This is a genomic window from Litchfieldia alkalitelluris, assembly GCF_002019645.1.
Lineage (GTDB): Bacteria > Bacillota > Bacilli > Bacillales > Bacillaceae_L > Litchfieldia > Litchfieldia alkalitelluris.
Map to the genome: position 1 here is coordinate 1,062,180 of NZ_KV917374.1, position 13,966 is coordinate 1,076,145.

A 13,966-nucleotide genomic window follows, 5' to 3' on the forward strand; every position below is an offset into this window, starting at 1 on the left:
AAGATGAAAAGGGTTGATACTTCGGTTGGAATGAGCGAAAGGTCACTCGACTCCTGCGGGATGTAGCGGGCACAGTGAGACCCCGCAGGAGCCATAAAGCGACGAGGAGGCTCACCGCACGCCCCGCGGTATCCCGCGAGTGAACTGTAGCGAATGGAATTCTGAGACAATGTATTTTCAGGGTAGACCTTTATGCGAATGAGTATTTGCACCATGGAGTATGAAAAATAGTGTAATCACCTAGTGTGGAATGAGCGGAGAGCCACTTGACTCCTGCGGGAAATAGCAGCTCGTGAGACCCCGCAGGAGCTAAAAAGCGACGAGGAGGCTCACGGACTGCCCCGCGGAAAGCAAGTGGATCGCAGCGAAAGCAACTCACTAACCTAGGTATTTTCAGGGTAGACAATATAAAATCAAGGTAGGTTAAAATATGAGTCGTGCAGAAGAGCTTGCCCAAAAACAGCTTGATGCTTACAATAATCAAGACATTGAAACATTCGTCGCACAATATAGTCCCGATATCGTGGTAATGGATTTTCCATCTAACCAAATCACACTTTCCGGACGCGAAGATTTTAAAAAGCGTTATAAGGCCTTATTCGAAAGTAATCCTAAACAGCATGCTGAACTTACATCACGTATGGTAAAAGGAAATATTGTAATTGATCATGAATACGTAACAGGCAGAGCAAACGGAATCAATGTAGAGGCTATTGCGATGTATGAAACGACAGATGAATATATTACGAAGGTATGGTTTGTAAGATAATATCTAATTAAACTGGAGAGGGCAAAACCTCTCCTTTTTTAACGAATGTTTTTTGAAGCATTAAACGATGAAGTGAACTCATCCAATTATCGGTAAGTAAGGCTATTCGCGGTATTGGATTCGAGTTTTCCAGAACCCTTACAAATTGAGCAACTTCGTTGGAAAAATAAAATTGATATTTTTCCAAAACCATTACATTTAGAGCAGACAATTTTTAGAGCCAGAGAATACACCTCCTTGAAATATCTTCTTAATACCATTTTCACCGCTTTTTAGAAATTACATACTTTGTTTGTGGGGGCTGAAGATTGATGGGAATTGAGGTCTACATTTGCTTGATTTTGTCGTTGTATATTAAATGTATTCAATTTGGCCTTATTTCATTATAAAAACAAGCTAAAAAATATAATAATCTTCCTTAGTGTTTGAGTGGGAAAAGGTTCACATTGTAGAATTGGTAGGAATATGATATATTTCATTTCGGACTATATAAAGAAATGACATGAGACATTTTTCGATAGATAAAGAGTGGGAAAGGAATATTTATACATGAGTTATATTAATGAAGTTCATAAAAGGCGTACCTTTGCGATCATCTCGCATCCGGATGCTGGTAAAACAACGATGACTGAAAAGCTATTGCTTTTTGGTAATATTATAAGAGAAGCAGGAACGGTTAAAGGTAAAAAGTCTGGGAAATATGCTGCATCAGACTGGATGGAAATTGAAAAGCAACGTGGAATTTCTGTTACATCCAGTGTAATGAGTTTTCCATACCATGATTTTTACGTAAATATTCTTGATACACCTGGACATGAAGATTTCAGTGAAGATACGTACCGTACACTAACTGCCGTTGACAGTGTTGTGATGATTATTGATTCAACAAAGGGTGTAGAGCCTCAAACAATAAAACTGTTTAAAGTTTGTAGAATGCGAGGAATACCGATTTTCACCTTCATTAATAAGCTAGACCGTGAAGGAAAGGATCCTTTAGAGCTTTTATCAGAAATTGAAGAAGTCCTTGGAATTGAATCTTACCCAATGAACTGGCCGGTGGGAATGGGGAAAAGATTTCTTGGAATTAAAGACCGTTATCAAGATACATTTGTTCAATATAAAGGTGATGAAAAGGAAGAAGTTATTCCACTTAGTGAATTAAGTGCAGAAATTACGGAACATCCTATTTATGAAAGCACACTGGATGAACTAATGTTATTAGATGAAGCTGGGAACGAATTTGACCAAGAAAGAGTGATGCAGGGTGAGTTAACACCTGTCTTTTTTGGAAGCGCGTTAGCTAACTTCGGAATTCGTACATTCTTTGATACGTTTTTACAATTTGCATCACAACCAAAGCCACGTAAAACAAATGAAGGTCTTATCGCTCCTGAAAATGAGGAGTTTTCTGGTTATATCTTCAAAATCCAAGCAAACATGAACCCTGCACACAGAGATCGAATCGCATTCTTACGTGTATGTTCAGGTAAATTTGAGCGCGGAATGAGTGTTACTGTAAGTCGTACAAGTAAATCAATCAAACTAAATCAAACTCAACAGTTTATGGCGGCAAGCCGTGAAACGGTTGATGAAGCATATCCGGGAGATATTATTGGAATTTATGACCCGAATATATATCAAATTGGTGATACGTTAACAGCAGGCAAGGATCTCATTTCTTACCAGGAGCTTCCTGTTTTCCCACCTGAAATGTATCGAAAAGTACGTGTGAAAAACGTTATGAAATCGAAGCAATTCAGAAAAGGAATTGAGCAGCTCGTTCAAGAAGGCGCTATTCAATTATTTAGACAAGAATCCAATGATGAAATCATTCTTGGTGCTGTCGGTCAGCTACAATTCGAAGTTTTCGAATATCGTTTAAAAGCAGAATACAATGTTTCAGTTGAATTCACTTCGATTGGAAGCCGCATCCCTCGTTGGATTGGTAACAAAGATGTAGATAGCCGTTTGTTCGACTCACGAAGCCTACTCGTTCGAGATCGTTATGATCGCTATGCGGTTCTTTTCGAAAATGATTATACCCTTCGTTATTTTGCAGGTAAAAACAAAGATGTTGAATTGATTGATTTATTAGAAACAAATGATTATAAGAGTGTGTAAATTTTAGGAGATGCATATGCTAATTGTCTATGTAACCTATCACAAACTTTAACAATATAAATCAAAATGAGTGCCAATTTGGAGATGAAATTGACACTCATTTTTTATTGGTGAAAAGCCATTTGGTGGAATAAAACTTGTATAAGAAATACACTCCAAGTTGAGGGGCTACAATGCCTGGCTGTTGTAGCCCTAGAAAACAAGTTACCTTACAAAAAATAAAAATAAGCGGACATTTTCCGGTTGTACTCCTAAGTAGAGCTCGGTTCTGGGAATATAAGCGGAGTTTTTCCGGATAAGCAAAGCAAATTTAGTCATTTTCACGCTTTTTGAGTCAATAGACGGAATTTATCCGTCTATTTGAGCTATTTATTAGTTCTATTTCTAATTAAGAGAAATTTCTCCGATTATTTTCAAACCACTTGTCTAAGGAGTGGGCATATCTTCTTTTTTTGTTTTGCCACTAGTAAATAAAGGGGAAGGTATGCTACGATAAAATAATTAAAAAATGAAGAATTGTGAGGGAAATTAGATGCTGATTAAAATTATTTTAGCACTAATACTACCATGTTTGTTAGTTATATTATTTACTAGAGTCACGTATAACCATTATGTAGGAACGATCCTAACGATTGCATTACTAATAGCGTCGATTTATAAAGGCTATACACAAGCTTCGATTATTAATATTCTAGATTTTATATCTTTAACTGCTGGGTTTTTATATTCGCGCAATATGGTGAAAAAGTTTAAGGGTTAAAGTATCTTAATTGAATGATGAAACGTCTAACTTCTTAGGTTAGGCGTTTTTTTATTTTTGTCGGAGCTAAGGAATCATGCTTAAGTGTTGGCAACTAGACGGATGGGGCAGACTCGTTTTTTTATTATCTCTAACTGAAGCTTTCACCACTCCAAAGCCCTCTTCAAGCTCCGCCTTAAGGCTGAGTTAAAAAGGAGCCATAGTCTGTTACATGCAATTGAAATAGTCGGTATCATAAAGTTAACAGATCAAAATGTTAGGAGAATCGGAGAAAATGAGAGATATTTTAACAATATTTAAGAACCGAAATTATTCGTTATTGTTTTTTGCGGCGTTTACCTCGCAAATGGGAAGCATTATTGGAATTTCTGCATTTATGCTTTATTTACTTAATCGTTTTTCTGAACAACCGTTTTACGCGACTATGGCAGAATTGATGTATTCATTACCAACTCTGTTTATTTTCTTTCTTGTTGGAGTCATTGCAGATCGAATGGACCGGCAAAAGGTGGCTGCTTATACTGACTTAATTTGTATGCTATTCTCATTGGGATTATTGGCAGCTATTTATATGGATAGCATTCCACTGATCTTTTCATTATTGTTTTTACGAAGTGCGGTATCTAGGTTTTTCTATCCTGCACAAGGAGCAATGATTCAAGGAATATTAACGAAGGATGAATATACGGTAGCAGCAGGCCTCAACCAAATGACAAGCAGCTTGTTTATGTTATTTGGAAATGCATTAGGAATTTATATTTATTGGACATTTGGAATTCAAGGTGCAATTATCTTTGACAGCATCACGTATTTAATTAGTGCTATTTTGATTAAAGCATGTGTATTGAATGAGGAAATTAGATTACCTAATGGAAAAATAGTTTGGAGGGAAATTAGCTTAAAATCAGTATTGGAAGACTTTAAAGAAGGCTTTTCTTATATCATCAATAAAAAGTTATTATTCTATTTAATTATTGGTTTCTTCGCTTTTGGAATTGTTAACGGTGACTTCTCAGTAATGCCTACTTATATTTTAAAATATAAACTAGCACCTGAAAACTATGAGCAAATTTTAATTTATATGGGAATAGCTTTTGGTTGCTCTGTTCTAATTGGAAGTGTTCTAGCGTCCATTGTAGCCAAAAAATTAAAAATTTATCAAATGATTGTAATCGGATTACTAATCTCTTGAGTTTTTGTCGTCTTAACAGGCTTTGCGCAAAGTATTACCATGTTTCTAGCTCTTAATGTCGTGGTTGGTTTGAGCTTACCCTTATTTAATATCGGAATTGGTGGTTGGTTACCAAGAATTGTTGACCCGAAAATGATGGGGCGAGTTCAGGGCTGGATTTCCCCACTTATAATGCTTTCTAAATCTATTACACTAGGAATCATCATGTTAACCTTCCAAAAAAGCATTACAATTGAAGGACTATTTTTCTTAGTCGGTGGCTGTTTACTTGCAGTAGGAATCTATTATGCACTAATTCTACCTAGATATGGTGAAGAAGGATATCAAGAGGAATCAGTAGCTCTGTTGAAAAGTAAGGAAGTGTAAAAAAGGGGTTTTAAAACAGAAGTTAGTATTGCTCTCTTGGGTGTTAGTCTGGATTCATGCACTGGCCGTATTTTTTTCCTATCTCGCCCGATTCGGCTCAAAGTTGGCCGTATTTCCGATGATACTCGCCGGATTATGGCTCTGGATTGGTCAGAATGCAAGGACTGGCCGTATTTTCTCCCTATCCCGCCGTATTCGGCTCAAAACCCGCCGGATTTCCAATAATTCTCGCCGAATTACTGTTCCGACTATGGCCTAATGCAGGCACTTCCCTGACTTTTTGCAACACGATATGATTGCAAGCGATAGGAACTCATTAACCCAAGTATTGTTCAGGGTAGTCTGAATAAAAAAGGCTTGGAGTCAGAATTGATTCCAAGCCTTTTGGTATTAAAACCTTTTTATAACCATTAAAATAAATCAATTTAATTTCAATCTCCACAAAACACCAGTTCGTATTTTTGGTGATTTTATACCTAAGTGTGGTACAATATCCTTACTTGAATTGTAAAAAATATCAAAAACACATTTAATAAGTAACATTCATTCAGAGATACTTTACATAAACACTTAAATTTGAAATGGGGGCTTGTTTGTGAACGACCAATTTGAATTAGTCTCAAAGTACTCCCCGCAAGGAGATCAACCCCGCGCAATTAAACAAATTGTAGAAGGATTGAAACAAGGGAAAAAGCACCAAACCTTGCTTGGCGCAACTGGAACTGGTAAAACGTTTACCATCTCAAATGTAATTAAAGAAGTGAATCGTCCCACATTGATTATTGCTCATAACAAAACATTAGCGGGACAATTATATAGTGAATTTAAAGAATTCTTCCCCAATAATGCTGTTGAGTATTTCGTAAGTTACTATGACTACTATCAACCTGAAGCATATGTACCTCAGTCTGATACCTTTATTGAAAAAGATGCGAGTACGAATGATGAAATTGATAAGCTACGACATTCTGCGACGTCATCTTTATTTGAACGTAGAGATGTAATTATAATCGCTAGTGTTTCTTGCATCTATGGGTTAGGTTCTCCAGAAGAATATAAAGAGCTTGTTGTGTCATTAAGAGTGGGGATGGAGTTAGAGCGAAATCAATTACTTCGCCGTTTAGTTGATGTCCAATATGAGCGCAATGATATTGATTTTCGCAGAGGAACATTCCGTGTACGTGGGGATGTTGTTGAAATTTTCCCTGCTTCTCGTGATGAACATTGTATTCGAGTGGAATTTTTCGGAGATGAAATTGATCGAATTCGAGAAATTGATGCACTTACAGGTGAAATTATCGGTGAACGTGAACATGTTGCCATATATCCTGCATCTCACTTCGTTACACGTGAAGAAAAGGTTCAATTAGCGATAAAGAATATTGAAGCAGAGCTTGAGGAACGGTTAGCTGAGCTTAGAGAAAATGGCAAGTTACTTGAGGCTCAACGACTTGAGCAGAGAACGAATTATGATATGGAAATGATGAGAGAGATGGGGTTTTGTTCTGGGATAGAAAACTATTCACGTCATTTAACCCTTCGTCCTCCAGGTTCAACACCATATACGTTAATGGATTTCTTTCCAAGAGATTTATTAATTGTGATAGATGAATCACATGTTACCCTACCTCAAATCCGAGGGATGTTTAATGGAGATCAAGCGAGGAAACAAGTACTAGTGGACCACGGCTTTAGACTTCCATCTGCAATGGACAACCGGCCTCTCCGATTTGATGAGTTTCAGGGACACATTGATCAAATTGTTTATGTATCTGCCACACCTGGACCATTTGAAATTGAACATTCTCCAGAGATGATTGAGCAAATCATTCGTCCAACTGGCTTGCTTGATCCGACGATTGATGTTCGTCCAATTCAAGGTCAAATTGATGATCTTTTAGGTGAAATTCATGGAAGAGTTGAGCGGAATGAGCGCGTATTGATTACTACTTTAACGAAAAAGATGTCAGAAGACTTAAGTAGCTATCTAAAAGATCTTGGCATAAAAGTAAACTATCTTCATTCAGAAATTAAAACATTAGAACGGATTGAAATCATTCGAGACTTACGGATGGGTAAATATGATGTATTGATTGGAATCAACTTATTAAGAGAAGGGTTAGATATTCCAGAGGTGTCGTTGGTCGCTATTTTAGATGCTGATAAGGAAGGCTTTTTAAGATCAGAGCGATCCCTTATTCAAACAATTGGTCGAGCAGCACGTAATTCAAATGGACATGTCATTATGTATGCAGATAAAATCACTAATTCAATGGAAATTGCTATAAATGAAACGCAACGACGCCGAGAAACTCAAGAGGAATATAATCGGGTTCATGGCATAACACCACAAACGATTCGTAAGGATATACGTGATATCATTCGTGCTACTCAGGCGGCTGAAGATGGAGAGAATTACGAAGCACCGAAGCTCGCTAACTTAACGAAAAAAGAACGTGAAAAAGTGATTGCTGAGATGGAAGTGGAAATGAAAGAGGCGGCTAAATCATTAGATTTTGAACGTGCAGCTGAATTGAGAGATCTTATTTTAGAGTTAAAAGCGGAAGGATGACGAAAGAATGGTAATGGAACGGATTATCGTTAAAGGTGCACGTGCCCATAATCTGAAAAATATTGATGTGACCATCCCAAGAGACAAATTAGTTGTTCTTACGGGACTCTCGGGATCAGGGAAATCTTCATTAGCTTTTGATACCATCTATGCGGAAGGGCAAAGAAGGTATGTTGAATCTTTGTCTGCCTATGCTCGTCAGTTTCTTGGGCAAATGGATAAACCTGATGTAGATTCGATTGAGGGTCTTTCACCAGCGATCTCAATTGATCAAAAAACAACTAGTAGAAATCCACGGTCAACAGTAGGAACAGTGACAGAGGTATATGATTATTTACGACTATTATTTGCAAGAGTTGGTAGACCGACTTGTCCCATTCATAAAATAGAGATCACATCCCAAACGATTGAACAAATGGTGGATCGAATTTTAGAATATCCAGAACGTACTAAAATGCAGGTGTTGGCACCTGTTGTTTCTGGAAGAAAAGGAACACATGTAAAAGTTTTTGAAGACATTAAAAAGCAAGGCTATGTTCGCGTTCGAGTAGATGGAGAGATGCGGGAAGTCTCAGAGGACATTGAGCTTGAAAAAAATAAGAAACATAATATTGAAGTTGTTATTGACCGTATCGTTGTAAAGGAAGGTGTAACGACTAGACTTGCTGATTCTCTTGAAGCGGCGTTAAGACTTGGAGAAGGTAAGGTAATGATTGATGTGATAGGTGAAGAAGAGCTCATGTTTAGTGAGTTACATGCATGCCCACATTGTGGTTTCTCAATAGGGGAACTTGAACCAAGAATGTTTTCATTCAATAGTCCTTTTGGGGCTTGTCCTGATTGTGATGGATTAGGTGCAAAGCTTGAAGTGGATGAGGAGCTCGTGGTTCCGAATTGGGACTTAACGTTAAAAGGACATGCCCTCGCACCTTGGGAACCAACAAGCTCACAATATTATCCACAGCTCCTTGAAGCGGTTTGCAATCATTATGGAATTGAAATGGATGTACCGGTAAAAGACATCCCTAAACACTTGATGGATAAAATTTTATACGGCAGTGGCGATGATCAAATTTATTTTCGATATGAAAATGACTTTGGCCAAATTCGTGAAAATTATATTCAATTTGAAGGTGTAATAAACAATGTGGAAAGACGCTATAAGGAAACAAGCTCAGATTATATCCGTGAACAAATGGAAAAATATATGGCTGAGCAGGCATGTCCGACATGTAAAGGTAACCGGTTGAAGAAAGAAAGCTTGGCAGTTTTAATTTCAGGAAAACATATCGGTCATCTAACGGGACTTTCAATTAATGAGGCATTGGATTTCTTTACAGATGTTGAATTAACCGAAAAAGAAATGAAAATCGCTAATATGATTTTTCGTGAAATTAAAGAACGATTAGGATTTCTAGTTAACGTTGGTCTTGATTATTTAACATTAAGTCGTGCGGCAGGTACGTTATCTGGTGGAGAAGCACAGCGTATTCGTTTAGCCACTCAAATTGGTTCAAGACTTACGGGTGTTCTATATATATTAGACGAGCCTTCAATTGGATTGCACCAACGAGATAATGATCGTTTGATTTCTACCCTGCAAAAGATGAGAGATATCGGTAATACACTTATCGTTGTAGAACATGATGAAGATACGATGATGGCTGCTGATTATTTGATTGATATTGGACCAGGAGCAGGAGTTCACGGAGGGACAGTGATCTCCGCCGGAACACCAAATGAGGTAATGGCAGATGAGAATTCTCTAACTGGGCAGTATCTCTCAGGGAAAAAATTCATCCCACTTCCAATCGAGCGTAGGAAGCCTGATGGTCGTTTTATCGAGATAAAAGGGGCAAATGAAAATAATCTAAGAAATGTGTCAGTGAAGATCCCATTAGGTACCTTTAATGCCGTTACAGGTGTTTCTGGTTCTGGGAAAAGTACCTTGATTAATGAAATTCTTCATAAATCATTAGCTCAAAAACTTCATCATGCAAAAGCAAAGCCTGGCTCACATAAAGAGATCAAAGGTGTTGAGCATCTTGAAAAAGTCATTGATATTGATCAATCACCAATTGGACGAACTCCACGTTCAAATCCAGCTACCTATACAGGTGTGTTTGATGATATTCGTGATGTGTTTGCAGCAACTAATGAAGCGAAGGTGAGAGGTTATAAAAAAGGTCGCTTTAGCTTTAATGTGAAAGGTGGACGCTGTGAAGCTTGCCGTGGTGATGGAATTATTAAAATTGAAATGCACTTTTTACCTGATGTATATGTCCCCTGTGAAGTATGTCATGGAAAGCGATATAATCGTGAAACATTAGAAGTAAAATATAAAGATAAAAACATCTCAGATATTTTAGACATGACCGTCGAATATGCGTTAAACTTCTTTGAAAATATACCTAAAATCAGAAGAAAGCTTCAGACCATTTTTGACGTTGGATTAGGTTATATCACCCTAGGACAACCGGCGACAACTTTATCTGGAGGAGAAGCTCAACGTGTGAAACTTGCATCTGAGTTACACCGGAGGTCTACGGGGAAATCCTTATATATACTAGACGAACCGACTACAGGATTACATGTTGACGATATTTCTCGTCTTCTAAAAGTGTTGCAGAGGCTAGTAGATAACGGTGATACGGTCCTTGTTATCGAGCATAACCTTGATGTGATCAAAGCGGCGGATTACCTCATTGACTTAGGTCCTGAAGGTGGAGATAAAGGTGGTCAAATTGTTGCTACCGGTACGCCTGAGGAAGTAGTAAGAGTGATGGAGTCACATACTGGAACATATTTAAGACCTATTCTCGAAAGAGACCGCCAACGAATGAAAGAACGAATTGAAGAAAAAGAAACAGTTGCAAAATAAAATTTATTAACTCTCGCCTGTTTCGGGTGAAGAGGATTAAATTGAACCTTTAGCACCATGGAGTATAAAAAATTATACTTAGCTTAGTGTCTAGCTTCAGGCGCTATCGGCTCGGGGTCATAAGTCAATCCGGCAAGAAGGTTAAAGAGCAACCTTCCAGCCGGCTTGCCTTATGCCTGTCGCCGATGAACGAGCGCCTTCCGCATTTCTTTTTTCAGGGTAGACTTGTTATCATTACAATTCCCACCAAGGAATATGAAAGAAGGACTATTGTAAAGCCCTTCAAAAATTGATAAAATAAAATTAATTAAATACTCCAAAGGGGAGTAGCTGTCAAAGTAAGGTCGTCATTACGGGATTAAATCCTCGGCCCTATTTGCAACCGGACGTTGTTAGCGAGACCTTTGCCAATCATGGTAAAGACCTCGCTATTTTAGGAACGCTTTACCATTTAGGTAGGAGCGTTTTTTTTATAGAATATTATCGTAAACTTTGTTGCTTTTGACTTTCCTATTTACTCTGAACTAAGTAGAGTGCCATCTTTTTTCCCTACAGTAAGTCAACTAGCAACAAGTATCAGGAAAGAGTATTTTTATTAAAAATTTGAGGGGAGTTTCACATATGTTAAAAAAGATAATTACAGACCTTTTAAAAAGCAAAATGCATGGACGGAAATATTCTAGTAGTCGAGGCAAGCATAAACACTACGGTCATCAATCAAAGTATGGACATAAGTATTATAAGAAAAAATCCAAATCTAGTAGTTTTTTCGGTAGATCACACAGTAGCTAAAACATGTTAACTAAAATTTTTGAAATTCCATTTAAAAGTGGCACGATTGTAGATTCTCATTATAAGATCACTCGCTTTATTGGTAAGGGAAGTTATGGCTTGGTTTATAAAGCTACTGAATTAAAAACGAATCAATTTGTAGTTATCAAGCAGCTTAGACAGCGTAAAAGGAAAAAGAATAGTAAATTACTAGCAAGAGAAGTTGAAAACCTTAAGAGTCTAGATCATCCCTTCATTCCAAAACTACTGAATTATTTTAAATGGGAAGAAAGATACTTTCTAGTGATGGAATTTAAACCTGGAGAAAATTTTGAAGAGCTTGTCTTATTTCAAGGCAAGAAGTACAGTGAAATTGAGTGTTTGCAAATCTTGTTAAAGGTACTGAAAGTGGTTAAATATCTACATGAAGAATGTGGAATCATTCACCGCGATTTACGATTACCAAATATTATTTATGATCATGGCCAGATCTACCTTATTGATTTCGGACTAGCGCTTTCCTATACCGAATCAACAGATGATCTCTCAGAAGTCCCGAAGTCACATCATAAAAGGTCTTTTCGTGAAATATCCTTAACAAGTGATTTTTACGCTTTGGGACACTTTTTATTATTCTTATTGTACTCAAATTATGAAATTGTCTCAAAGAAGGAAAGCAGCTGGGAGGATGAATTAGATCTTCATCCATCCATTCATAAGATGATTCGAAAATTGCTTAAGCTTGATGAAGGTTATGTAGAAGTAGATGAGATTATAAACGATGTTAAGGATGTTATAAAAATAATTAAATAATAAGCCTCAAGTCGTATCATAAAATCAGCCTGGTGGCTGGTTTTATTTTTATTTTCTTGTAATAAAATAAAGATATAGAAGGTCATCTTTAGAAAACTTAAAATTTATCACTCTATCGAATTTAAACAAACGTTTGTTTAAATTTTTAAAGAGTAGATACACCAAGGGTTTGTCGACTAATCAAACGTTTGTTTAAAAAAATAACATAAAAAAAAGTTGAAACTAATCGTTCATTTTCTTCGTAAATAGAGGAAAGGAGATGATTGGATGGATACGAATAAACTCATTTCTTCATTATGTTATTTCAGTGTGTTTTTTGCAGGACTTATATTGCCAATCGTAGTTTATTTTATTGTGGATGATCGGAGTGTAAAGGAGCATGCAAAGGCGGCGTTATTGTCGCATTTGATTCCTTTTCTATCAATACCCCTTTTCTTGTTATTGTTTTTTATTGGGGAGCCAATGTTTATGGGCACATCGGTGTTATTGTTTGTGGTTATATTTGGGGTAGTAAACCTTGCTGTAGTTATTTGGAATGTAGTAAAAGGTATTAAGGTATTTTCTTAACCAAGCTAGAGGGGAGAAATGGAAAATGAGTGAAGAACGGAAACGAATATTAAAGCTAGTCGAAGAAGGGAAATTAAATGCAAATGAAGCTTTAACGCTTTTGGAAGCGTTAGAGGCAAAGCAAACAAATCAATCTACCTTCGAGTCAGAATCAAATGTACATGAAGTTAGTACACAGGTCGAAAAGGGAAAACAAAACACTCACGAACAAAAAAACCACTCGTATAAACAATCTTCAGTTAAGTCAAAGTTGGTGGATTTTATTGATTCGGCGGTTAAGAAAATAAAGGACTTAGATTTAGATTTTAATTTCGGAAATGGTGTTGAAGTAAACCATATATTTCAACATTCAGATGTGTTACTGAAACAAATCGATTTAGATGTTGCAAATGGGAGTGTAGATATTATTCCTTGGAATGAAAATGACGTACGTATCGAATGTGAAGCCAAGGTATATAAGCTTGATACAACAGAAGCAGCAAGAAGTACATTTTTACAAGATGTGATTTTTTCAATTGAAGGTGGCAAGCTTCGTTTCTCTGTTCAAAAAAAGCAAATGAAAGTAGTTGCTAAGGTGTTTGTACCAAGTGAACAATATGAGCATGTTAAAGTGAGAATGTTTAATGGCCCAATAAGTGGGGAAGGTTTAAATGTAAAGCACTTTAAAGGGAAAACAGCCAATGGTTCAATTAAGTTTAGTAAGTTAGCATCTACTTCAGTGGAGCTTGAGACGGCAAATGGACATATTGAATTAAATGATTGTTTTACTAAAGAATGTGAGCTTGAAACCATTAATGGAACGATTAATGTAACGGGCAGTATGGAAAAGCTTGATGTTCAAAGTTTTAACGGGAATGTGATTTGTAGGCTTATAGATGACCAATGTCATACGTTACAAGTGAGAACCACTACAGGAAATGTTGATATCTTCACCCCAACTACTCGTCCAATTGATGGTGAGTTAAAATCTAATTTAGGTGGATTTTCATGTGAAATTCCACATATGAATATAGTGGAGGAAAAAAGTGAAGTTGTTCAGAAGTACATGAGATTTAAAACAAAACCAGGTGAAGGACAAGGTGAAAAACTATATATTTTCGCTGACACCAAAACAGGTTCGGTTATCATAAAGCCAAATGATGTGAGGTGATAAA

Annotated in this window: 8 protein-coding genes and 1 pseudogene; all 9 read left to right on the top strand. The window is 36.9% G+C overall.

Annotation, left to right across the window (positions count from 1 at the left end):
* Positions 1-430 precede the first annotated feature (430 nt).
* The gene (locus BK579_RS04800; protein ID WP_078543908.1) at positions 431-769 is read left to right on the top strand and encodes a nuclear transport factor 2 family protein; all 339 of its coding nucleotides are present in this window, start codon (positions 431-433) and stop codon (positions 767-769) included.
* Positions 770-1,318: 549 nt separating this feature from the next.
* Positions 1,319-2,890: a peptide chain release factor 3 gene (locus tag BK579_RS04810; protein WP_078543912.1), complete on the top strand. Its 1,572-nt coding sequence runs from the start codon at positions 1,319-1,321 to the stop codon at positions 2,888-2,890.
* A gap of 532 nt (positions 2,891-3,422) precedes the next feature.
* Positions 3,423-3,650, top strand: coding sequence for a DUF2198 family protein (locus tag BK579_RS04815; RefSeq protein WP_078543914.1), 228 nt, complete (start codon positions 3,423-3,425; stop codon positions 3,648-3,650).
* Positions 3,651-3,924: 274 nt separating this feature from the next.
* Positions 3,925-5,208 (top strand): annotated as a pseudogene (locus BK579_RS04820) (MFS transporter).
* 595 nt (positions 5,209-5,803) lie between these two features.
* A complete protein-coding gene (gene uvrB / locus BK579_RS04825; RefSeq protein WP_078543916.1) occupies positions 5,804-7,780 on the top strand; it encodes an excinuclease ABC subunit UvrB in 1,977 nt (658 codons plus the stop codon).
* A gap of 7 nt (positions 7,781-7,787) precedes the next feature.
* A complete protein-coding gene (uvrA, locus tag BK579_RS04830) occupies positions 7,788-10,661 on the top strand; it encodes an excinuclease ABC subunit UvrA (protein WP_078543918.1) in 2,874 nt (957 codons plus the stop codon).
* 795 nt (positions 10,662-11,456) lie between these two features.
* Positions 11,457-12,245, top strand: coding sequence for a serine/threonine protein kinase (locus BK579_RS04835; RefSeq protein WP_078543920.1), 789 nt, complete (start codon positions 11,457-11,459; stop codon positions 12,243-12,245).
* 267 nt (positions 12,246-12,512) lie between these two features.
* Positions 12,513-12,812: a magnetosome magnetite crystal formation protein family gene (locus tag BK579_RS04840; protein WP_078543922.1), complete on the top strand. Its 300-nt coding sequence runs from the start codon at positions 12,513-12,515 to the stop codon at positions 12,810-12,812.
* A 25-nt stretch (positions 12,813-12,837) separates the two neighbouring features.
* Positions 12,838-13,962 (top strand): DUF4097 family beta strand repeat-containing protein, encoded by a 1,125-nt coding sequence (locus BK579_RS04845; protein WP_078543924.1) that lies wholly within the window; start codon positions 12,838-12,840, stop codon positions 13,960-13,962.
* The last annotated feature ends 4 nt before the right edge of the window (positions 13,963-13,966 follow it).